The following is a 23604-nucleotide window of genomic DNA, read 5'->3' on the forward strand; positions in this document are numbered from 1 at the left end:
CGAGTTTGCCAGTTTGTCGGCCCGCGCAGCACCAAGTTGAATCGCGGGCAGCAAAACGCCCCGGTGCTCGCGTTTCAGCATAGACAGCTGAGGCGCGAACGCCGGGGCGCCGGGTGCAGCAATGGGCAATCAGTGCGAGTCGCGCACCATGTCCACGTGGGGCAGGCCGGCTTCGAGGAACTCGTCGCTGACCACGCTAAAACCGAAGCGCTCGTAGAGTGCCGTGGCATGAACCTGAGCGCTGAGCCGCTGCTGTTTCAGGCCGCGGCGCTCTGCTTCGGCGAGGATCGCGGTGATCAACGCTTCACCCACGTTCAGGCCACGCCAGTCTTTCAGCACGGACAGCCGGCCAAACTCACCGTCCGGCAACAGTCGCGCGGTGCCCACGGCGTAATCGCCTTCCAGCGCCAGAAAATGCAGAGCGTCTGCATCTTCCGAGTCCCATTCCAGTTCGGGCGGCACCGACTGTTCCGACACGAATACAGCGTCGCGAATGCGCCGGATGTCGGCGTTGTCTTTCTGCCAGTCGGCTACCCGTACGTGGATCTTATTCATCAGCAAACCCCAGACTTCCTTGTTTGACCAGCTCACAGAGCAGGTTACGTCCATCGTCATCTGCCAGCCATTGGCCCAGATTGTCGATATGCAGCGCATCGGCTGCACAGATCATTTTCAACAGTTCGCGCAGATGGCCCGGCAACAGACGGCTCTGACCGCTGGCGAACAACAGCAGGTCGTCGTCGACTTCCGACCATGCCAGTCGCGCGCTCGGGTTGCGGATCAGCACGGCGCCCTGTTCCAGACTGTCGAGCAGCTCGCTCTCGGCCAATTCCGGGCCAACCACCAGCTCGGGATAACGCGGCTCGGTCATGAACTGGCCGAACCAGGTCAGCAACAGGCGCTCGTCACCCATGTGCTCGGCCAGCAAGCCTTTCAGGCGGTCGAGGGCATCACGCTGAATCTGGTGCGGATCGCTCACCGGTTGCGCGTCGGCATCGGTGTAGCGTTCTTCTTCAGACATGAACTGGCTGAGGAAGTCCGTGAAGTGGGTCAGCACTTCAGCGGCGCTTGGCGCGCGGAAGCCCACCGAGTACGTCAGGCACTCATCCACCGCGACGCCGCAGTGGGCCAGACGCGGGGGCAGATAGAGCATGTCGCCCGGTTCCAGCGTCCACTCGTCGGTACCCTGGAAGTCGGCGAGGATGCGCAGGTCGGCGTGCTCGAGCAGTTGGCTCTCGGCGTCGCACATCTGACCGATCTGCCAGTGACGCTTGCCGTGACCCTGCAGCAGGAACACGTCGTAGTTGTCGAAATGCGGACCCACGCTGCCGCCTGGCGCGGCGTAGCTGATCATCACGTCATCGATGCGCCAGCTCGGCAGGAAGCGGAAGTTTTCCAGCAGTTCGCTGACTTCAGGCACGAACTGATCCACGGCCTGGACCAGCAAGGTCCACTCACGCTCCGGCAGCTTGCTGAATTCGTCTTCGGCGAACGGGCCGCGGCGCAGCTCCCACGGGCGCTCGCCTTTCTCGATGACCAGGCGCGATTCAACTTCTTCTTCCAGCGCCAGGCCCGCCAGTTCGTCGGCGTCGATCGGGCTCTGGAAATCCGGAATGGCCTGACGGATCAGCAAAGGTTTCTTCTGCCAGTAGTCACGCAGGAACTCGCGCGCTGTGATGCCACCTAGGAGCTGAAGAGGGATGTCAGGATTCATGTGTAACCTATTGAAAAAACGAGTTTTTACGACGGGAATAAAAACGCCCGGCTCAGCCGGGCGTTCAGAGCGTGTGCAGTGCGGTCAGATGCGCTTGGCTTGCGCCACGGCGTTGCCGATGTAGTTCGCCGGCGTGAGCTTTTTCAGCTCGGCCTTGGCTTCGGCAGGCATGTCCAGACCGTCGATGAAGGTCAACAGTGCTTCAGGGCCGATGCCCTTGCCGCGCGTCAGTTCCTTGAGCTTCTCGTACGGGTTCTCGATGTCGTAGCGACGCATGACCGTCTGGATCGGCTCGGCCAGGACTTCCCAGCAAGCGTCCAGATCGGCGGCGATCTTCTGCTCGTTGAGTTCCAGCTTGCCGATGCCTTTCAGGCTCGCTTCGTATGCAATCACGCTGTGAGCGAAGCCCACACCGAGGTTGCGCAGCACGGTGGAGTCGGTCAGGTCACGCTGCCAGCGCGAGATCGGTAACTTGCTGGCCAGATGCTGGAACAGCGCGTTGGCGATGCCGAGGTTGCCTTCGGAGTTCTCGAAGTCGATCGGGTTGACCTTGTGCGGCATGGTCGACGAGCCGATTTCGCCGGCGATGGTGCGCTGCTTGAAATAGCCCAGGGAGATGTAGCCCCAGATGTCGCGGTCGAAGTCGATCAGGATCGTGTTGTAGCGGGCGATCGCGTCGAACAGCTCGGCAATGTAGTCGTGCGGCTCGATCTGCGTGGTGTAGGGGTTGAAGCCCAGACCCAGCTCGTCTTCGATGAAGGCGCGGGCGTTGGCTTCCCAGTCGATGTCCGGGTAGGCCGACAGATGCGCGTTGTAGTTGCCGACGGCGCCGTTGATCTTGCCCAGCAGCGGCACGGCAGCGACTTGAGCGATCTGGCGTTCCAGGCGGTAAACGACGTTGGCCAGTTCCTTGCCCAGGGTGGTCGGCGAGGCTGGCTGACCGTGGGTGCGCGACAGCATCGGCACGGCGGCGAAGCGGATCGCCAGCTCGCGGATCGACTCGGCGATTTCCCGCATCAGCGGCAGCAGCACGGTGTCGCGGCCTTCACGCAGCATCAGCGCGTGGGACAGGTTGTTGATGTCTTCGCTGGTGCAGGCGAAGTGGATGAACTCGCTGACCTTGGCCAGCTCCGGCAACTTGGCCGCCTGCTCCTTGAGCAGGTACTCGATGGCTTTGACGTCGTGGTTGGTGGTGCGCTCGATCTCTTTCACGCGCTCGGCATGCTCGAGAGCGAAATCGTTAGCCAGGGCATCGAGGAGGGCGTTGGCTTCGGCGGAGAATGCCGGCACTTCAGGGATTTGCGGGTGAGCCGCCAGGCGTTGCAGCCAGCGTACTTCCACCAGGGCGCGGAAACGGATCAGGCCGTACTCGCTGAAAATCGGGCGCAGGGCCTGGGTTTTGCCGGCGTAGCGGCCATCTACAGGGGAAACCGCAGTGAGCGAAGAAAGCTGCATGGGGTGTTCTCGGACTGTCAGGCGACGAAAAGGGGCGCGTATCATACATGAAAATTCCGGTCAGCCGAGGCTGGCTGACCGTTATGACTCGCGCGATGTCAGGTTCGGAGCGGGCTGAATGGGGTTGGCCACTCAGCGGTGAAGCAACGGATACAGTTCTTTCAATAACTTGCGGCGGCTGATGACCAGTTGCCAGCGGTGGCCGCCCACTTGTCGCCAAAGTCGCGCGCAACGAATCCCGGCCAGTAACAGCGCGCGGATTTTCGAGGCATTGTTGGGTTGCTGCAGATTGCGCATGTCGCCGTGGACCTGAATCCGCTGACGCAAGGTGCTCAGGGTGTCCTGATACAGCGCGCCGCTGGCGGCAATGACGTTCTCGTGAGCGATACCGAAATGCTCGACTTGGGATTTGATCTGCGGCAGGCGCTTGCCGATGGTGTCGAGCATGTCCTCACGCTTGGACAGTTGACGTTCCAGGCCTAGCATCGCCAGGGCATAACGCAGGGGTTCCCGTTGCAGCGTGGCCGGATCGCGTTCCAGAGCGCTGGCGAGGGCGCGATAGCCCTCGTGCAGATTCAGGTCGTCGCCACCGAACACGTCCAGCGTGTCTTTCGGGTCCATGACCAGCAGCGTGCCCATCAGGCAGCCAACAGCCGCTTCACCGGCCTGGCCGGTCTTGGCGATGCGATCGACCAGCACAGCGGCCTGAAAGACTCCGGCCAGGGCGACAAGTTGTTCCTGAATCGGGGTCATCAACGTGCATCCCTGGTGTGCCACGGCTCGGCGATTTCGATAACGCCGCCGCCGAGGCAGACCTCGCCGTCGTAAAACACCACGGACTGGCCCGGCGTCACGGCGCGTTGCGGTTCGTCGAAGGTGGCGCGATAGCCGGTCTCGGTACGTTCCAGGGTGCAGGTTTGGTCGCTCTGGCGGTAACGCACTTTGGCGGTCAGCTGGCGCGGGCTGCTGAGGTCGATCGGATTGACCCAGTAGATCTCCGACGCGAGCAGGGCGCGGGAGAACAGCCACGGGTGTTCGTTGCCCTGGCCGACGATCAGCTCGTTGTGCTCCAGATCCTTGACCAGCACGTACCACGGCTCATCGCCGGCGTCCTTCAGTCCGCCGATGCCCAGGCCCTGGCGCTGGCCGATGGTGTGGTACATCAGGCCGGCATGCCGACCGATGACCTCGCCCTCGGTGGTCTTGATTTCGCCGGGCTGCGCAGGCAGGTATTGCTTGAGGAAGTCGGTGAAACGACGCTCGCCGATGAAGCAAATACCGGTCGAGTCTTTCTTCTTCGCGGTCGCCAGCTGGTATTTCTCGGCGATGGCACGCACCTCGGGCTTCTCCAGTTCACCGACCGGGAACAGGGTCTTGGCGATCTGCTCACCGCCGACGGCATGCAGGAAGTAGCTCTGGTCCTTGTTCGGGTCCAGGCCCTTGAGCAGTTCGGTGCGGCCGTCGATGTCGCGGCGGCGCACGTAGTGCCCGGTGGCAATCAGGTCAGCGCCGAGCATGAAGGCGTAGTCGAGAAAGGCTTTGAACTTGATCTCGCGGTTGCACAGGATGTCCGGGTTCGGCGTGCGCCCGGCTTTGTATTCTTCGAGGAAATGCTCGAAGACGTGATCCCAGTACTCGGCCGCGAAATTCACGGTGTGCAGTTTGATACCGATCTTGTCGCACACGGCCTGGGCGTCCGCGAGGTCGTCCATGGCGGTGCAGTACTCCGTTCCGTCGTCTTCTTCCCAGTTCTTCATGAACAGGCCTTCCACCTGGTACCCCTGCTCCATGAGCAGAAGGGCGGAGACCGAAGAATCCACGCCGCCGGACATGCCGACAATGACGCGCTTCTTTTCTGTATCGGAAAAGGCTGAATCAGACATAGGAATTCGATTGGGTAGCAGCAGGAAAGGGCGCGATTCTAGCAGGGAGTCGGCGCCAAGGCTAAAAGCTATTCAGTTGCACAGACGCATGGGATGAGTAGGACCGGCTTCAGCCGGGAAAGGGCCAGTCAGTCGCGTACAACGTCCAGACTGTGAATCGGGCCTGCCAGGTAGTCGTCGATGCAGCGCAATACCAGCTCGCTGCGCCAGCGCTCCGGTTGACGGGCGAGTTCGTCGCGGCTGAACCAGGGCGCGCCGACGATGCCGGTGTCCAGGGCCCGTTCGGGGTGGTGCCGCGTCGCTTTGGCCGAAAAGCACACGCGCTGGTATGTCACGCCATTCGATGGGGCTGTGTACAGGTAAATGCCGACGACGCCCGTCAGTTCGACGTCCCAGCCGGTTTCTTCCAGCGTTTCGCGGATGGCCGCTTCGCGCAACGTTTCATCAGGCTCCAAGTGACCGGCAGGCTGATTGAGTACGAGCTTGCCGTTTTTCAACTCTTCGACGAACAGGAAACGGCCACCGTTTTCGATGACGGTTGCGACGGTGATGTGGGGGTGCCAGGTCATGGATAGCTCGGAGAATATAAATAAGGTTTCGGAGCATAGCCGCTACAGTGACCTGCCTCAAATCCGTCCTCTTGGCTACCGTTGGTCTTATCCTGCATTTGCTTTTCTTGCCAGGAAAAAATAGTGCTTAACTGAAAGATAAGGTTGTTGTATCAGTGCGCAAGTCCGCATTCATTGAGTGCCGGATAGGGTCGCCCGTTATAAATGGAGAAGTACATGAACACTATGGATAGTGGTAAAGGCCGGTCGTGCGCTTGCCGGTATGTGGACGTTATTGGATGGCGACCTATCGTTTTCGGGGTGATACTTCTAATTGGATTAATGCAAAGAGGGTGGGCGGGGCCGCTTGAAGTGGGAGGCGAGCCGCGGGGCAGTGCAGCAGCGGCGCCGGCAATGTTACAAGCCAAAGACCGCGGTCTTCAGAAACCTGAACCTGACCACGCCGGAGTAGGCAACAGCGCGCCATACATTCGGGATTTTTCCAAGCCCTATAATGAATACGTCTGGGTAACGGCTCATAACGGTTATCTGAATGACCTGGACGAACAGTTGGAGCGAGGTGTTCGCGGATTGATGTGGGACGTTCACCCCTTCAGGCTGGGGGCATATCCCGACTACTGGACCGAGGCGTATTTGTGTCATGAAACCTATGGAGGTTTTGACGAGAGTCCGTGCGCTCCTGCCTCTAAAACTAGAAAACCCTTCAAGGATGAGCTGCAAAAAGTCATGCGGTTTCTCGATAAGGAAGAGAATAAATCCGCTGTCGTCACTGTCTTGCTACAGGATCGAATCGAACGCCGATTTATCGAAGAGGCCTTTGCCGGTGTGCCTGGATTGTCGGACTACGTATTTGATGTAAGAGACTACATTCGCGATGATCATTGGCCAACGCTGCAGCAAATTATCGACAGTAAAAAAAGGATCATCTTTTTCGTTGAATTCCTCAATGGTGAGTATCCGACGCCCGCCAAGCCTATCTACATGGCTAAAGGTTCAAATTTCAAGGTGGAGAATACCTATAATCTGGGGTCTCCAGTCTCGGATAACTGGGAGTGCGTTACTCGCTGGCCAGACATCCCGCTGACAACTCCGTACGCCTCCCAGGTCGGGTTTACATCGTGGCCGAGGATTTTTACCCTGAATCAGTTCCACGCGGTGTTTTCCTCTCCCGCCCATGCTGCCCAGATTGACAATAATCTAACGTGGCTGGAAAACCGGATTGACCGTGCCTGCGCGCTCGCAAATGAGAAACGGTTGATTCCCAACTTCCTCGCTCTGGATTACTCCCAAGTGGGTGATGCGGTTGCCTATGCCGGTGCATTGACCGAGGGCGGGGTCTACTTCTATGAGGATAACAACGGTGTCTCCGAGGCTCATCCAGATTCAACGCTTCACGCAGGGCCCACCAGTGCTTTGAACTCAGACGTCGTCTGCGTCTTGCCCACCAGTGTCGAGTGGGATATTCGCTTAAAAGCTGCAGGGTGCGAGAACGACGAAACACGATCCCTTGCACTTAGGGGTGTCAAGAAAGGCACCAGTATAAAAGTCTTCGATCAACCTAATGCGAGCAAGTCGGACGACTACACCGTCATTAACGTGTTGCGTGACATCGGGCTCAGCGAGCGAGTCGTGGTGGGCAGTTATGAGCGCTCTTACACAAACGCAGATGTAGAGGTGATCTATCACCCTCACAACGGACTTGACGGCAAGGTGTCCCACATCATTATCGAGCCCGAGACAGGCAGCATCATGCCTAAAATAAAATTGGCTGACGACAGCGACGATGACGTTTGCTCTGTTCCGGTGGATGCGGCCATTTCATTTGAGTTAGGCGGAAATGGTGATGCTTATGGATGTTCAAACGATGATGCCCAGTCCTTTGTGCTGACGGGGGCTTTAGCCGGCAGCACTATCACGCTCTTTGGTACTAAAGATGCGTCCGAAACCTGTTCGCAGGGTTGCGTCAGATTATTTGTACGCAAGGACATGACCGCTCCCTTCAGCATTGCCAATCTGGACAGATTCGGTGCGAGCACGGAAAGTGCTGACGGATCGGTATTGGCTGTTCGATATGGGGGCGATCAGCAACTGGCGGGCAAGGTCTCTTATATGAAGGTGTCACTGGACAGCTTTACGGGCCAGGACGTCGTGCCAACAAGTGCGGAGGCCGATGGCTCTTTTGGTAGTTGGGGGACTAAAGCTCAGTGCCCGGTCGGCCGGTTTGCATGGGGCTTCAGTTTGAAAATCGAAAAGAACCAGGGTAGCGGAGATAACACCGGGCTCAACTCAGTCAGAATGTTTTGTTCAGAAGACGCTCAGTCGAATCCGATTGAGAGTGCGGGAGGAAGCTGGGGGGACTGGAGCGCGACGTATAAGTGCGCCCCGTCGAACGGGCCGCTCAAGGGTTTTGCCATGAGGACGCTGTGGCCCAGAGATCACAGCGACGAGGTGGTCGCAACCGACCTCATCGGTATTTGCCAGGACGGTACCCGGATCGGCGGAGCAATGCCTGAAGACTGGGGCGTCTGGAGCAGCGATTTTATCTGTCCTGCGGATCTGTACGCCGCAGGGTTTATAACGCGGCTCGAGGGTTATCAGGGGGAGGGTGACGACACTGCCCTGAACGGCATGAGAATGTATTGTGCCCGCAGCTTTGACGAGGTGTTGCCCACAAAGCCGGTCATACAGCAAGTGACCCCTGGAACGTCTGTGATCTACTGGGACGATTCCGTAAACCAGGATGGCATCGCCGAGTTCGAGATATCGGGTGATGGCCGAGTGTTGGGAAGTACCCACACCAACTTCTATGAATTCAACACGCAAGGCATCAGTGAGGTGTCCGTCGTAGCGGTCGATTTTGATGGCAATCGTTCTGCGCCCTCATCCGTGGCGGTTCCGGCGTTTGATGCCACACCGCCCGCCACGCCGACAGGGCTGAAGGTCGTCAACCACCAGGACGGGCTGTTTGAAATAAGTTGGGATGAGATCGCGGGCTCCGCAAGCAGCCTGGCATATGAGATTTCCTACGATGGACAGGTGCAAGGGGTAACGCCGGAAACGTCGATAGCGATCGACGAAGCTGTCACACCGCTCAACTTTATGCTGTCCGTTCGTGCTCACAAGTTTAATGACACTTATTCGGCGCCCGTATCATTGTTTATCGACAGGACCCCCCCTCAGTCACCTTCAGGCTTGAGTTTCAGTGACCTGCAAAGCCACTCGTTGAAATTGAGCTGGGCCGCGTCGTCTGACGAGACGAAAATGAAAGGGTACGCGGTTTACAGGGATGGCAGCCTGTTGGCCGAGACCGCAGGCACGACATTCACTGTCGAGGGGTTGGAAATCGGTGTGAACTACACCTTCGCTGTCCAGGCAAGGGACGCCGCTGATAACCAGTCAGCTGTTGTTTCTGTGTTCGTTGATCGTGAAGCGCCGTCTACGCCCCGTGACATTGAATACAGCGATGTGACACCGACGTCGCTGAAACTTTCATGGCTTCCCTCACACGACAATGTGGGTGTGGTCGGGTATCGCGTTGTGCGGGACGATGGCGCGACCTTCGATACCAAAACCCCCGACTACCACGACACCACGCTTAAACCCCTGACGACTTATCGTTACAGTGTGAGCGCCTACGACGCCAACCTTAACCCATCGCAGCCCACGATGCTTTTGGTGGATCGCGAACCACCGTCAGCGCCGTCCGGGGCCCGATACAGCGAGGACACAGGCACCACGTTGCTTATCCAGTGGACCGCCTCCACCGATGATGTCGGCGTAACGGGCTACCACATTTACCGAGATGATCTGCCTGAGGCGATCGGTGAAACTGATCTGACGACGTTCACTGCATCGGGCCTGACCCCCGCAACGACCTACACCTTTCATCTCGAAGCATTCGATGCCGCCGGCAATCAATCTGCCCGCGCCCTGTTGCTTGTTGATCGGGTTGCGCCAGTGCTTGCGCCGTTCTTCTATGCCTACGGCGCCAACGGTTCTGAAACAGCTCCTCCGTTTTTGAAGTGGCAGAACGCTACTGATGACATTGGCGTCGTCGGTTACGAGCTTTCCGTGGATGAAAAAGTTGTACAGGTTGCGAGCGAGAGGCCTGTCAACACCGCAGACCTGGACTTGAGCACTGACCAGAACCATACCTTTACGCTCAGGGCATATGACGCAGCGGCTAATTATTCGGATTCAAGGCAGCTTGTGCTGCATCACGACCGCCCATTGATGCCACTGGACATTAAAGGGACAGTTCTGCCAGGTGGCGGGGTCATCTTCGACTGGTGCACCGATGATCCGTCAACCACCGGGTATTCAATCCAGACAGACGCAGGGTTTGAGACCGCGCAGCCTGGGATTCAATTCACCACATCGGTCAATAAGGCGCTTGACCCCCCTTCGGTTGCCGCGAAGGTGGAGGCCATCAACAGCGAAGGCGCCAAGTCATTAAGTATTTTCTGCAAGAAAACGGATCCAGCCACACCCACCCTTGACCGCTGTGAGCTCAGTGATTACACGAACACCAGGCATACGCTCAGCGAGAAGGCTTCCCAGCCTGTAAATGCCAGGCGGTTTTGCCGGCCTCAGTGACCTGCAAAAAAAGAAACCCGGCACGAGGCCGGGTTTCGTTTTGCATCCTTGCTGTACTGCGTAGCGCTTACCGTCTTACTTCAACGCATTGATCGCGTCGTTCAGGGTCTTGCTTGGGCGCATGGCTTTGCTGGCCAGTTCCGGGGTTGGGAAGTAGTAGCCACCGATGTCCAGTGGCTTGCCCTGCACGCTGTTCAGCTCGGCGACGACGGTCGCTTCGTTGTCAGCCAGGGTTTTTGCCAGCTCCGTGAACTTGGCTTGCAGCGCCGTATCGTCGGTCTGTGCCGCCAGAGCCTGAGCCCAGTAGGTGGCCAGGTAGAAGTGGCTGCCACGGTTGTCGATACCGCCGACCTTGCGCGATGGCGACTTGTTGTTGTCCAGGAACTGACCGGTGGCCTTGTCCAGAGCAGTAGCAAGTACCAGCGCTTTCGGGTTGTCGTAGACGTTGCCCAAGTGCTCGAGGGAAGCGGCCAGTGCCAGGAATTCGCCCAGGGAATCCCAGCGCAGGAAGTTCTCTTCGTTCAGCTGCTGAACGTGCTTCGGCGCCGAACCACCTGCGCCGGTTTCGAACAGACCACCGCCACTCATCAGCGGCACGATGGACAGCATCTTGGCGCTGGTGCCCAGCTCCATGATCGGGAACAGGTCGGTCAGGTAGTCGCGCAGCACGTTGCCGGTCACCGAAATGGTGTCCTTGCCCGCGCGGATACGCTCCAGGGAAACCTTCATCGCGTCGACCGGCGACTGAATGCTGATGTCCAGGCCTGCCGTGTCGTGATCCTTCAGGTAGTGCTCGACCTTCTTGATCATCGCCGCATCGTGGGCGCGCTCAGGGTCCAGCCAGAAAATCGCCGGGGTGTTGCTCAGGCGCGAACGGTTGACGGCCAGTTTGACCCAGTCCTGAATCGGCGCGTCCTTGGTCTGGCACATGCGCCAGATGTCGCCGGCTTCAACGTTCTGTTCCATCAGGACCTGACCTTTGTCGTCGGTCACGCGGACCACGCCATCGGTTTCGATCTGGAAGGTTTTGTTGTGTGAGCCATACTCTTCGGCTTTCTGTGCCATCAGGCCAACGTTTGGCACGCTGCCCATGGTGGTCGGGTCGAAGGCGCCGTGTTGCTTGCAGTCTTCGATCACGGCTTGATAGATGGTTGCGTAGCAACGGTCCGGGATCACGGCCTTGGTGTCCTGCAGCACGCCGTCGTTGTTCCACATCTTGCCGGAATCACGAATCATCGCCGGCATCGAGGCGTCGACGATGACGTCGCTCGGCACGTGCAGGTTGGTGATGCCTTTGTCGGAATTGACCATCGCCAGGGCAGGGCGGGTCGCATAGACGGCTTTGACGTCCGCTTCGATCTGCGCTTGCTGGTCGGCGGGCAGGTCCTTGATGCGGGCGTACAGGTCGCCGATGCCGTTGTGCAGGTTGAAGCCGATTTCTTTCAGGACCTCAGCGTGCTTGCTCAGCGCTTCCTGATAGTACTCAGCGACGAACTCGCCAAACATGATCGGGTCCGAGACCTTCATCATGGTGGCTTTCAAATGTACGGAGAACAGCACGCCGAGCTTCTTGGCGTCTTCGATTTCACGGGCCACGAAAGCGCGCAGGGCTTTCTTGCTCATGACCGCGCAGTCGATGATCTCGCCCGCCAGGACCGACGTCTTGTCCTTCAGCACGGTGGTGCTGCCATCTTTGCCGATCAGCTCGATCTTCACGGCGCCAGCGGCTTCGATCAGCGAGGATTTTTCGCTGCCGTAGAAGTCGCCATTGTCCATGTGCGCCACGTGGGACTTGGAGTCCGCAGACCAGGCGCCCATTTTGTGCGGGTGCTTGCGCGCGTAGTTCTTGACGGAGAGCGGCGCCCGGCGATCAGAGTTACCTTCACGCAGCACCGGGTTCACGGCACTGCCTTTCACTTTGTCGTAGCCAGCCTGGGCAACCTTGTCGGCTTCGGTGACGACTTCATCCGGGTAGTTCGGGATGTCGTAGCCCTTGGCTTGCAGTTCCTTGATCGCGGCCTTCAGTTGTGGAACCGAGGCGCTGATGTTCGGCAGCTTGATGATGTTGGCTTCCGGCGTGGTCGCCAGTTGGCCCAGCTCTGCCAGATCGTCGGACACCTTCTTGTCACCCAGGCGCTCGGGAAAGCTGGCGAGGATGCGGGCTGCAAGCGAGATGTCGCGGGTTTCAACGGCGATGTCAGCGGAGGCGGTGAACGCTTCGATGATAGGCAGCAGTGAGTAGGTGGCGAGGGCTGGCGCTTCGTCAGTGAAGGTGTAGATGATCTTCGAGCGGTTGGACATATTCGGGATAACTCTCTTCTTTGCTGAGCGTACACAAAATTTCGAGATGCGCAGGGTAGGCACTTTCGCCCAAAGTATCGATGAGCCGAAAGTCGAGAATTTCGTCGCGTGATAGGGGGTGCATCAGTCGAGCGTCAAACGGTCGGACCCGGGTAGCGGTCCGGCCTGTCGAGGGCTGAAAGCCTGGGTTCAGGTGGTTCGGCCCCCAATGACCCAACGGTCACCGGCGTTGAGTATATCACTGCACCCGGCCATTACTACGGTACTCGTGTGACGGCTTTGCGGTGCCCGGGACGATTGCGCAGGTCTCGGGATGCGTGAGGATTCCCCGGAAAAACCGTGCAGCCCTTGCAACACGGGGCCTGCGGCAACCTGTCGCAGCAGCCTGGGGCCGGTGCGTCCTGATCAGTGGCCCACCGGATTTCGACTAAAGGAGCACCTGGGCCACAGTTGCGTTGGCTCGCTTCCCTATATAGATGCGCGATAGATGCACGCAACGGGGCAGCGAAGGCACAAAAAAGCCGGCCAACCCTGAGTGGATTGACCGGCTCATCGAATCTCGCGCTTGAACGGTCCGGCTCAGGCGTGATTGTTGCGCTATGCCCGCTGCTGCTCGGGTTGCCTCTCGTGATGAGTAACGACCTGATGGTTATCAGCGGAGATCTTCGCGCTGATTTTAATGGCGTGAAGACCTTTCGGTCCCTGGATGATTTCGAAATTTACCGGCTGCCCGGCCTTCAGGGTTTTATAGCCATCCATACTGATCGCCGAGTAGTGTGCAAACAGGTCCTCGGACTTACCATCTTCGACGATGAAGCCATACCCCTTGGCGTTGTTAAACCACTTGACCTTACCGCTTAGCATAGTCACATCCCTCTGCAAAGGACTCCGATGGGAGTATCATCACCTCTCATCCGCCGGACCTAAAAAATTTTGGTTGACTGCGCGGACCCTTTTTACCCAATGTGGGTTCTATTGTTTGTAACACCGATTGGCCGATAGTCAAGGTCAAGCGGCGGTCCAGTTGAAAACCGGTATCACCGCCACCACTTATTTCAATCACGTCCTCTGTGAACCTTCTTTACCATGCATGCAATCAGCAAGATTCGACTAACATTCAATCAGGATGACCCGCATCCCCATGAGGACGATGCGTCGGGCACCGCTGTACAGGAAGCCAAGCCGATATTGCAGGTGCCGCCTATGTACAAGGTGGTTTTGTTCAACGATGACTACACCCCGATGGATTTCGTTGTCGAAGTGCTCGAGGTGTTTTTCAACCTGAATCGTGAGCTGGCGACCAAGGTCATGCTGGCCGTCCATACAGAGGGACGGGCCGTTTGCGGATTGTTTACCCGCGACATCGCCGAGACCAAGGCTATGCAGGTCAACCAGTACGCCAGGGAAAGCCAGCATCCGCTACTCTGTGAAATCGAGAAGGACGGTTAACGCCGGACACTTGGGTATGAGGTGAAGCTATGTTAAACCGTGAGCTCGAAGTCACCCTCAATCTGGCTTTCAAGGAGGCCCGCTCTAAACGTCATGAGTTCATGACCGTCGAGCACCTCCTGCTGGCCCTATTGGACAATGAGGCTGCCGCCACCGTACTGCGTGCCTGCGGCGCGAACCTCGACAAACTCAAACACGACCTCCAGGAGTTCATCGACTCCACCACGCCGCTGATCCCCGTGCATGACGAGGATCGCGAGACCCAACCTACACTCGGCTTCCAACGCGTTCTTCAGCGTGCGGTTTTCCATGTGCAGAGCTCCGGCAAGCGAGAAGTCACTGGCGCAAACGTGCTGGTGGCGATCTTCAGCGAGCAGGAAAGCCAGGCAGTGTTCCTGCTCAAGCAGCAGAGCGTTGCCCGTATCGATGTCGTCAACTATATCGCCCACGGTATTTCCAAAGTGCCGGGGCATGGCGATCAATCTGAAGGTGAGCAAGATATGCAGGATGACGAGGGCGGTGAGTCTTCTTCCTCAGGCAATCCTCTGGATGCCTATGCGAGCAACCTGAATGAGCTGGCCCGTCAAGGCCGCATCGATCCGCTGGTAGGGCGCGAGATGGAAGTCGAGCGCGTCGCTCAGATTCTCGCGCGGCGCCGCAAGAACAACCCGCTGCTGGTGGGCGAGGCCGGGGTGGGTAAAACCGCCATCGCCGAAGGCCTGGCCAAACGCATCGTCGACAATCAGGTGCCGGACCTGCTGGCCAACAGCGTCGTGTACTCCCTCGACCTGGGCGCACTGCTGGCCGGTACCAAATACCGTGGCGATTTCGAGAAGCGCTTCAAGGCGCTGCTCGGCGAGTTGAAGAAACGTCCGCATGCGATCCTGTTCATCGACGAAATCCACACCATCATCGGTGCCGGCGCTGCGTCCGGTGGCGTGATGGATGCGTCCAATCTGCTCAAGCCGTTGCTGTCGTCGGGTGATATCCGTTGCATCGGTTCGACCACGTTCCAGGAATTCCGCGGCATCTTCGAAAAAGACCGTGCGCTGGCCCGTCGTTTCCAGAAGGTCGACGTCTCGGAGCCGTCTGTCGAAGACACCATCGGCATTCTGCGCGGCCTGAAGGGCCGTTTCGAACAGCATCACAATATCGAATACAGCGACGAAGCCCTGCGTGCCGCTGCCGAACTGGCATCGCGCTACATCAATGACCGTCACATGCCCGACAAGGCCATTGACGTGATCGACGAGGCGGGCGCCTATCAGCGGCTGCAACCGGTGGAAATGCGCGTCAAGCGCATTGAAGTGCCGCAGGTTGAAGACATCGTTGCGAAGATCGCGCGGATTCCGCCGAAGCACGTCAACAGCTCCGACAAGGAGTTGCTGCGTAACCTGGAGCGCGACCTGAAGCTGACCGTGTTTGGTCAGGACGCAGCCATCGACTCGCTGTCCACCGCGATCAAGTTGTCCCGTGCAGGCCTCAAGTCGCCGGACAAGCCTGTCGGTTCGTTCCTGTTCGCAGGTCCGACCGGTGTCGGCAAGACCGAGGCAGCGCGTCAGCTGGCCAAGGCGCTGGGTATCGAGTTGGTGCGGTTCGACATGTCCGAATACATGGAGCGTCACACCGTATCGCGTCTGATCGGTGCGCCGCCGGGCTATGTCGGTTTTGATCAGGGCGGTTTGTTGACCGAAGCCGTCACCAAACAGCCGCATTGCGTGCTGCTGCTCGATGAAATCGAGAAGGCGCACCCTGAAGTCTTCAACCTGCTGCTGCAGGTGATGGACCACGGGACGCTCACCGACAACAACGGGCGCAAGGCGGACTTCCGCAATGTGATCGTGATCATGACCACCAACGCCGGTGCTGAAACCGCCGCGCGCGCTTCGATCGGTTTCACCCATCAGGATCACTCTTCTGATGCGATGGAAGTGATCAAGAAGAGCTTTACGCCGGAATTCCGCAACCGTCTGGATACCATCATTCAATTCGGTCGCCTCAGCCATGAGGTTATCAAGAACGTGGTGGACAAGTTCCTCACCGAGCTTCAGGCGCAGCTGGAAGACAAGCGCGTATTGCTGGAAGTGACCGACGCGGTGAGGGGTTATCTGGCCGAGGAGGGTTACGACGCAGCGATGGGTGCACGCCCGATGGCACGTCTGATCCAGGACAAGATCAAGCGTCCGCTGGCCGAGGAGATTCTGTTCGGCGAGTTGTCCGAGCATGGCGGTGTGGTACACATCGACATCAAGGACGGCGAGATCTCGTTCGATTACGAAACCACGGCTGAACTGGCCTGACGCTTCGGTTGATGCAACAAACCTGAAAGGCGCCGATTGGCGCCTTTTTTGTGTCTGGCTGGTTTGTGGGGTTTGGTTTGGGTTGGCTTGAGAATGTTACTTTGAAGCCCTTCGGGCCTTTTCGCGAGCAAGCTCGCTCCCACATCTTTTGCAACGTGCCGCGGTCTGTGGGATCGAGTGATGCCGCCTCTATATTCCGCGCACACAAAAACGCCCGGCATGAGCCGGGCGTTTTTGTTAAGACCTGTTAGCGGGCGCGGTAAGTGATGCGCCCTTTGCTCAAGTCGTAGGGCGTCAGCTCAACGCGGACCTTGTCGCCGGTAAGAATGCGGATGTAGTTCTTGCGCATCTTGCCGGAGATGTGCGCGGTTACGACGTGCCCATTTTCCAACTCCACACGGAACATGGTGTTGGGCAGGGTGTCGACGACAGTGCCTTCCATTTCGAAGCTGTCTTCTTTCGACATGCAGTAAAGCCCTCGGTATCCAATGAATGGCCCGGTGCAAACGGCAGCCAGGCAAAAGCGGGCTGCATTGTGCCCGAAAATTGAGGTTTAAGCCAAGGGCTTCAGTAAAGAGTGACCCATCTTTGATTGGTGAGCAGCTCGATGGGGCGATATTGGGTCTTGTAATTCATCTTTTTGCAGTTCTTTATCCAGTAACCGAGGTACACGGCATGCAATTGCATGCGTGCGGCTTCGGCGATCTGCCAGAGAATCGCGTAACGCCCCAGGCTGCGGCGCTCTTCCGAGGGTTCGTAGAACGTGTAAACGGCCGAAAGACCGTTGGGCAGCAGGTCAGTGACGGCCACGGCGAGTAGCCGGCCTTCCAGGCGAAATTCGTAAAACCGCGAGAACGGCAGGTCCCGTACCAGAAACGTGGAAAACTGGTCGCGACTTGGCGGGAACATATCCCCATCGGCATGGCGCTGCTCGATGTAGCGCTGATACAGATCGAAGTACTCTTCGCTGAAATGCGGCTTGGTGCTCGTCACTTCGAGGTCGGCGTTCCTTTTTAAAATACGTTTCTGCTGACGATCAGGCACGAACAGCCCGACCGGAATGCGCGCAGGCACGCAGGCGCTGCAGTTCTGGCAGTGCGGACGGTACAAATGATCGCCACTGCGGCGAAACCCCATGTCCGAGAGATCGGCATAGACCTGGACGTCCATCGGCTGGCTGGGGTCGAGAAACAGCGTGGTGGCTTGTTCCTCGGGCAGGTAGCTACAGGAGTGGGGTTGAGTGGCATAGAACTTCAGCCGCGCCAGCTCGGTCATGATCAACCCTCGAGAAAAACCTTGAGTTAAGAGTGTATGCCAGCCGACTCAAACTCGCCTAGGCAGCCAGTCGGCGCAAGTGCTCTTATCCAGATGTTCGCGCAGACAGTCGGCGAAGGTCTGCCGTGGAATCGACCGAGCGCCAAGGCTTAGCAGGTGCTCGGTCGGCATCTGGCAATCGATCAGGACAAATCCCCACCTTTGCAAATGTTCGACCAGCGTCGCAAAGCCGACCTTTGAAGCGTTGTCGGCGCGGCTGAACATGGATTCGCCAAAGAACAACTGGCCCATGGCCAATCCATACAAGCCGCCCACCAAGGCGTCGCCGTCCCAGACCTCAACGCTATGGGCGAACCCACGCGCGTGCAGTTCGATGTAGGCCGCCTGCATGGAGTCGGTTATCCAAGTGCCGTCTGCGTAGGCCCGAGGTTCGGCGCACGCTTGAATGACCGCCGGGAAGTCCTGATCGAACGTGACCCGATAACGCCCCTGGCGCAGCAACTTGCCCAGACTGCGCGACACATGCAGTTCATCCGGAAACAGCACGGTACGAGGGTCCGGCGACCACCAGAGAATCGGCTGGCCCTGCTGATACCAGGGGAAACAGCCATGGCGGTACGCGGCGATCAGGCGATCGGCAGACAAATCGCCGCCGCCGGCCAACAGTCCGTTGGGCTCGCGCATGGCTTTTTCCAGCGCAGGGAAATCAAGGGTGTCGCGTTGTAACCAGGTCAGCATGGCATCCAGACTTTACGAGAGGGGAGGGGAGTCAGCGCGGGTCGCCATTGCGAATTGCAACTCCGTGCTGCGAACGGGGTCACAAGCCGCCTGATCGAACCGGGATGTCGGACCGCTTGATTTCTTCGTTCCGGCATGGCCTTTTGACAGTTCAAGGAAGCAGTAGCTACGCGTCATAAGCCTTTGTCGGGAAAGAAAAATGCGTGCTGCAATTGTCAGCGGCCGGCGAAGCTTGAAGATCGGCAAGCTCCGCGCCAGACTAACGTAGCGCGCGGCGCGCAAATCCGTACAATGCCGATGTTGTTTAACCTCATTTCAAGTCACCTGTCGAGCGTGCGTTATCGCAGTCGTGTTTTCCCCGGTGGTCATGCTGACCGTCGGACCGATATTCAGGCCGATGTTCGGGAAAGGCACTGCCATTTCGTCAAGGCAGTCGTACACAGTCAATCATCAGATGTTCGCGCTTGCGCGCAGGAATTGAAGCGTTTTGAAGAAATCCACCATAGCACCCACCCCCGTTCCGCTCTGGCGGCAGCACCTGCACTACCGGCTCAAGGAAGGTGCACTGATCGCGTTCGGCGCGCTGTGTCTGTATCTGATCATGGCGCTGCTGACCTACGATCAGGGCGACCCAGGCTGGAGCCACACGAGCAGCTCGAGCAATTCTGCCCAGGTTCAGAACGCCGCAGGCTTCGCCGGTGCGTACTCTGCCGACATCCTGTTCATGATCCTCGGCTACTTCGCCTACATCTTCCCGCTGTTGCTGGGGATCAAGGCCTATCAGGTTTTCCGCCATCGCCATGAGCCGTGGCAGTGGAGCGGCTGGCTGTTTTCCTGGCGCATGATCGGTCTGGTGTTTCTGGTGCTGGCCGGCGCTTCGCTGGCGCACTTGCACTTTCATTCGGCATCGGGCCTGCCGGGTTCTGCCGGTGGCGTGCTGGGCGAAGTGCTGGGCGATCTGGCCAAGCGCGCGCTGAATGTTCAGGGCAGCACGCTGCTGTTCATCGCCTTGTTTTTGTTCGGTCTGACCGTGTTCACCGATCTGTCCTGGTTCAAGGTCATGGACAACACCGGCAAGATCACCCTGGACCTGATCGAACTGTTCACGGGCTCGCTCAATCGCTGGTGGACCGCCCGCAACGAACGCAAGCAGATGGTGGCTCAGCTGCGTGAAGTCGACATGCGTGTCGACGAAGTGGTCGCGCCGGTTGCCCCGGATCGACGGGAGCAGGCCAAAGCCAAGGAACGCCTGATCGAGCGCGAACAGGCGTTGACCGAGCACATGGCCGCCCGCGAGAAGCACGTGCCCGCCGTCATTGCGCCGGCACCTCCACGGGCACCGGAGCCGAGCAAGCGCGTCCAGAAAGAGAAACAGGCGCCGTTGTTCGTCGACAGCGCCGTGGAAGGCACCCTGCCGCCGATCTCGATCCTCGACCCGGCAGAGAAAAAGCAGCTCAACTATTCGCCTGAATCCCTGGCAGCGGTGGGTCATCTGCTGGAGATCAAGCTCAAGGAATTCGGCGTCGAAGTCACCGTGGACTCGATTCACCCCGGCCCGGTGATTACCCGTTACGAGATCCAGCCGGCTGCCGGCGTGAAAGTCAGCCGTATTTCGAACCTGGCGAAAGACCTGGCGCGCTCCCTTGCAGTGACCAGCGTCCGTGTGGTCGAGGTCATTCCCGGCAAGACCACCGTCGGTATCGAAATCCCCAACGAAGATCGCCAGATCGTGCGTTTCTCCGAGGTCCTCTCGACGCCGGAATACGACGATGCGAAATCACCGGTCACCCTGGCGCTGGGTCACGACATCGGCGGCAAGCCGGTCATTACCGACCTCGCCAAGATGCCGCACCTGCTGGTCGCCGGTACCACCGGTTCCGGTAAGTCGGTGGGCGTGAACGCGATGATCCTGTCGATCCTGTTCAAGTCCGGTCCGGAAGACGCCAAGCTGATCATGATCGACCCGAAAATGCTCGAGCTGTCGATCTACGAAGGCATCCCGCATTTGCTGTGCCCGGTGGTGACCGACATGAAAGACGCCGCCAACGCCTTGCGCTGGTCGGTGGCTGAAATGGAACGCCGCTACAAACTGATGGCCAAGATGGGCGTGCGTAACCTGTCGGGCTTCAACCAGAAGGTGCGCGAAGCGGAAGAGGCTGGCACGCCGCTGTCCGACCCGCTGTATCACCGCGAAAGCATTCACGACGAAGCGCCGCTGCTGACCAAGCTGCCGACCATTGTTGTGGTGGTGGACGAGTTCGCCGACATGATGATGATCGTCGGCAAGAAGGTCGAAGAACTCATCGCCCGTATCGCCCAGAAGGCCCGAGCGGCAGGTATCCACTTGATCCTCGCGACCCAGCGTCCGTCGGTGGACGTGATCACCGGCCTGATCAAGGCGAATATCCCGACGCGCATGGCGTTCCAGGTATCGAGCAAGATCGACTCCCGGACCATCATCGATCAGGGCGGCGCCGAACAACTGCTCGGTCACGGCGACATGCTCTACATGCCGCCGGGCACCAGCCTGCCGATTCGTGTGCACGGCGCGTTTGTGTCGGACGAGGAGGTTCACCGCGTGGTCGAGGCGTGGAAGCTGCGCGGCACGCCGAACTACAACGATGACATCCTGGCCGGCGTCGAAGAGCCGGGCAGCGGCTTCGACGGTGGCGGTGGCGGCGGTGATGGCGAAGACAGCGAAAGCGATGCGCTGTACGACGAAGCCGTGAAGTTCGTGCTGGAAAGCCGTCGTGCGTCGATCTCTGCGGTGCAGCGCAAGCTGAAGATTGGCTACAACCGCGCCGCGCGGATGATCGAAACCATGGAAAACGCGGGCGTCGTGACGCCGATGAACACCAACGGCTCGCGCGAAGTGATTGCGCCAGCCCCTGTGCGTGACTGACACTTCCCGGTCATGCGTTACCGGGCGTCGCCACCGCGGCGGCGCCCGGCTTCAACCACACTCAAAGAGGAATCCCATGCGTCTTATCCGCATGCTGTTGGTATCTGCACTGGCTTTTTCCGCTGTCTCGGCCCACGCCGACAGCAAGGACGTGGCGCGCCTGACCCAACTGCTGGAAAACTCGAAAACCTTGAGCGGGCGTTTCTCCCAGCTCACCCTCGACGGTGGCGGCACCCAGTTGCAGGAAACCGCCGGCGAGATGACCTTGCAGCGCCCGGGCCTGTTCTACTGGCACACCGACCCGCCGCAGGAGCAAACGATGGTCTCCGACGGCAAGAAGGTTTCCCTGTGGGACCCTGACCTGGAGCAGGTCACCATCAAGACCCTCGACCAGCGTCTGACCCAGACCCCAGCACTGCTGCTGTCCGGCGATGTATCAAAAATCAGCGAAAGCTTCGACATCACTGCCAAGGAAGCGGGTGGCGTGATCGACTTCGTGCTCAAGCCTAAATCCAAGGACACGCTGTTCGACAGCCTGCGCCTGTCGTTTCGCAACGGCATGATCAACGACATGCAACTGATCGACAGCGTCGGCCAGCGCACCAATATCCTGTTCACCGGCGTCAAGGCCAACGAGCCTGTCGCGGCGAGCAAATTCCAGTTCCAGATCCCGAAAGGCGCTGACGTCATTCAGGAATAAGAGGGGTTCGCCTGTTTCATGGACCTGTTCAGCACTGAACCGATCGCGCAACCGTTGGCCGCCCGCCTGCGAGCGACCAATCTGGACGAGTACGTCGGCCAGCAGCACCTGCTCGCCCACGGCAAGCCACTGCGTGAAGCGCTGGAGCAGGGCGCGCTGCATTCAATGATTTTCTGGGGACCGCCCGGCGTGGGCAAAACCACGCTGGCGCGGTTGCTGGCGAAAGTCTCCGACGCGCATTTTGAAACGGTGTCGGCGGTGCTGGCGGGGGTCAAAGAGATCCGGCAGGCCGTAGAGATCGCCAAGCAGCAGGCGGGTCAGTACGGCCGCCGGACCATTCTGTTCGTCGACGAAGTGCACCGCTTCAACAAGTCGCAGCAGGATGCGTTTCTGCCCTACGTGGAAGACGGCACGCTGATCTTCATCGGCGCCACCACTGAAAACCCGTCATTCGAACTGAATAACGCGCTGCTCTCCCGCGCCCGGGTCTATGTGCTCAAGAGCCTGGACGAAGGGGCGTTGCGTCAGTTGGTCAACCGCGCGCTGACCGAAGAGCGCGGGTTGGGCAATCGGCATCTGACGCTGGGCGACGAGGCGTTCACGACGCTTCTGGCCGCAGCGGATGGCGACGGTCGACGGATGCTCAATCTGCTGGAAAATGCGTCTGATCTGGCGGAAGACGGCAGCGAAATCGATCCCGAATTGCTGCAAAGCCTGCTCGGTGACAGCCGTCGCCGTTTCGACAAGGGCGGCGAAGCATTCTACGACCAGATTTCCGCGCTGCACAAATCCATTCGCGGCTCCAACCCCGATGCCGCGTTGTACTGGTTCGCGCGGATGATCGACGGCGGCTGTGATCCGCTGTATCTGGCGCGGCGCGTGGTGCGCATGGCCAGCGAAGACATCGGTAACGCCGATCCGCGCGCCTTGCCGCTGTGCATGTCGGCGTGGGATGTGCAGGAACGCCTCGGCAGTCCGGAAGGCGAACTGGCCGTGGCCCAGGCCATTGTGTACCTTGCCTGTGCGCCGAAGAGCAACGCCGTGTACATGGGTTTCAAAATGGCCATGCGCGAAGCCACCGAGCACGGTTCGCTGGAAGTGCCGCTGCACCTGCGCAACGCACCGACCAAATTGATGAAACAGCTCGGCTACGGCGAAGAATACCGCTACGCCCATGATGAACCGGACGCTTACGCGGCGGGTGAAGACTACTTCCCCGACGAACTCGAACCGCGCCAGTATTATCAGCCTGTGCCCCGAGGCCTTGAGCTGAAGATCGGCGAAAAACTCAAACACCTGTCGGCGCTCGACCGCGCCAGCCCTCGTCAACGGAGAAAATAGTGATTCAGTTGATTCTTGCCGTGTCCGCCGGTGGCGTGGCTGGTACATTACTGCGTTTCGCCACGGCTAACGTCGTGGCCGCGAACTGGCCGCGCTACTTCTACACGGCGACGCTCGCCGTGAATCTGGTGGGCTGCCTGCTGATCGGTCTGCTCTACGGGCTGTTTCTGATTCGCCCGGAAGTCCCGATCGAAGTGCGCGCCGGATTGATGGTGGGAGTCCTTGGAGGCTTGACGACCTTTTCGTCTTTTTCACTGGACACGATTCGCCTGCTTGAAAGCGGCCAGGCTCCTCTGGCCATTGGTTACGCCCTCATCAGCGTACTGGGCGGGCTGCTCGCAACATGGGCCGGCCTGTCTTTGACCCGAATTTAATATACGA

Annotated in this window: 18 protein-coding genes; 7 read left to right on the forward strand and 11 right to left on the reverse strand. The window is 59.0% G+C overall.

Annotated elements, in window-relative coordinates:
* Positions 1-129: 129 nt before the first annotated feature.
* The 6 genes from ACYASU_RS14290 to ACYASU_RS14315 form a co-directional block, all read right to left on the reverse strand.
* Positions 130-555: a GNAT family N-acetyltransferase gene (locus ACYASU_RS14290; protein ID WP_282370064.1), complete on the reverse strand. Its 426-nt coding sequence runs from the start codon at positions 553-555 to the stop codon at positions 130-132.
* Positions 548-1714, reverse strand: coding sequence for a ribosomal protein uL16 3-hydroxylase (locus ACYASU_RS14295; RefSeq protein WP_192174842.1), 1167 nt, complete (start codon positions 1712-1714; stop codon positions 548-550). Before ACYASU_RS14295 ends, ACYASU_RS14290 begins: the two co-directional genes overlap by 8 nt.
* A gap of 84 nt (positions 1715-1798) precedes the next feature.
* Positions 1799-3169 (reverse strand): adenylosuccinate lyase, encoded by a 1371-nt coding sequence (purB, locus tag ACYASU_RS14300; RefSeq protein ID WP_192174841.1) that lies wholly within the window; start codon positions 3167-3169, stop codon positions 1799-1801.
* Between the two features lie 132 nt (positions 3170-3301).
* A complete protein-coding gene (gene hflD / locus ACYASU_RS14305) occupies positions 3302-3922 on the reverse strand; it encodes a high frequency lysogenization protein HflD (RefSeq protein WP_346628115.1) in 621 nt (206 codons plus the stop codon).
* Positions 3922-5052: a tRNA 2-thiouridine(34) synthase MnmA gene (gene mnmA, locus ACYASU_RS14310; RefSeq protein ID WP_423574728.1), complete on the reverse strand. Its 1131-nt coding sequence runs from the start codon at positions 5050-5052 to the stop codon at positions 3922-3924. Before mnmA ends, hflD begins: the two co-directional genes overlap by 1 nt.
* A gap of 128 nt (positions 5053-5180) precedes the next feature.
* Positions 5181-5621, reverse strand: coding sequence for an NUDIX hydrolase (locus tag ACYASU_RS14315; RefSeq protein WP_463583167.1), 441 nt, complete (start codon positions 5619-5621; stop codon positions 5181-5183).
* Between the two features lie 393 nt (positions 5622-6014).
* Between ACYASU_RS14315 and ACYASU_RS14320 the strand changes: the two genes are divergently transcribed.
* Positions 6015-10217, forward strand: a complete 4203-nt coding sequence (locus ACYASU_RS14320; protein ID WP_463583168.1) for a fibronectin type III domain-containing protein — start codon at positions 6015-6017, stop codon at positions 10215-10217.
* Positions 10218-10292: 75 nt separating this feature from the next.
* Here ACYASU_RS14320 and ACYASU_RS14325 read toward each other — a convergent pair whose 3' ends face one another.
* Both ACYASU_RS14325 and cspD read right to left on the reverse strand, forming a co-directional pair.
* A complete protein-coding gene (locus ACYASU_RS14325) occupies positions 10293-12518 on the reverse strand; it encodes an NADP-dependent isocitrate dehydrogenase (protein ID WP_463583169.1) in 2226 nt (741 codons plus the stop codon).
* A gap of 597 nt (positions 12519-13115) precedes the next feature.
* On the reverse strand, positions 13116-13382 hold the full coding sequence (gene cspD / locus ACYASU_RS14330) for a cold shock domain-containing protein CspD (protein WP_463583170.1): 267 nt from the start codon (positions 13380-13382) through the stop codon (positions 13116-13118).
* A 222-nt stretch (positions 13383-13604) separates the two neighbouring features.
* On the opposite strand from cspD, the gene clpS reads away from it, so the two are divergent.
* Together clpS and clpA are read left to right on the forward strand one after the other, a co-directional pair.
* A complete protein-coding gene (gene clpS / locus ACYASU_RS14335) occupies positions 13605-13967 on the forward strand; it encodes an ATP-dependent Clp protease adapter ClpS (RefSeq protein WP_122536342.1) in 363 nt (120 codons plus the stop codon).
* Positions 13968-13996: 29 nt separating this feature from the next.
* On the forward strand, positions 13997-16267 hold the full coding sequence (gene clpA / locus ACYASU_RS14340) for an ATP-dependent Clp protease ATP-binding subunit ClpA (RefSeq protein ID WP_346631382.1): 2271 nt from the start codon (positions 13997-13999) through the stop codon (positions 16265-16267).
* Between the two features lie 247 nt (positions 16268-16514).
* On the opposite strand, the gene infA is transcribed toward clpA, so the two are convergent.
* From infA to aat, 3 genes are all read right to left on the reverse strand, one after another.
* Positions 16515-16733: a translation initiation factor IF-1 gene (gene infA, locus ACYASU_RS14345; protein ID WP_002553999.1), complete on the reverse strand. Its 219-nt coding sequence runs from the start codon at positions 16731-16733 to the stop codon at positions 16515-16517.
* Positions 16734-16834: 101 nt separating this feature from the next.
* Complete coding sequence (locus ACYASU_RS14350) at positions 16835-17542, reverse strand: arginyltransferase (RefSeq protein WP_463583171.1); 708 nt, start codon at positions 17540-17542, stop codon at positions 16835-16837.
* A gap of 48 nt (positions 17543-17590) precedes the next feature.
* Positions 17591-18280 carry a leucyl/phenylalanyl-tRNA--protein transferase gene (gene aat, locus ACYASU_RS14355; RefSeq protein ID WP_463583172.1) on the reverse strand — a complete coding sequence of 230 codons (690 nt, stop codon included), beginning with the start codon at positions 18278-18280 and terminating at the stop codon, positions 17591-17593.
* A 487-nt stretch (positions 18281-18767) separates the two neighbouring features.
* On the opposite strand from aat, the gene ACYASU_RS14360 reads away from it, so the two are divergent.
* The 4 genes from ACYASU_RS14360 (at position 18768) to crcB (ending at position 23597) form a co-directional block, all read left to right on the forward strand.
* Positions 18768-21182 (forward strand): DNA translocase FtsK, encoded by a 2415-nt coding sequence (locus ACYASU_RS14360; protein WP_282370040.1) that lies wholly within the window; start codon positions 18768-18770, stop codon positions 21180-21182.
* 76 nt (positions 21183-21258) lie between these two features.
* Positions 21259-21882, forward strand: coding sequence for an outer membrane lipoprotein periplasmic chaperone LolA (gene lolA / locus ACYASU_RS14365; RefSeq protein WP_282370037.1), 624 nt, complete (start codon positions 21259-21261; stop codon positions 21880-21882).
* Positions 21883-21900: 18 nt separating this feature from the next.
* Positions 21901-23223 carry a replication-associated recombination protein A gene (locus ACYASU_RS14370; RefSeq protein WP_192174829.1) on the forward strand — a complete coding sequence of 441 codons (1323 nt, stop codon included), beginning with the start codon at positions 21901-21903 and terminating at the stop codon, positions 23221-23223.
* Entirely contained in the window at positions 23223-23597 is a 375-nt protein-coding gene (crcB, locus tag ACYASU_RS14375) for a fluoride efflux transporter CrcB (RefSeq protein ID WP_282370032.1), read from the forward strand. Before ACYASU_RS14370 ends, crcB begins: the two co-directional genes overlap by 1 nt.
* Positions 23598-23604 lie beyond the last annotated feature (7 nt).

The sequence above is a fragment of the Pseudomonas sp. HP_12 genome (assembly GCF_055283955.1).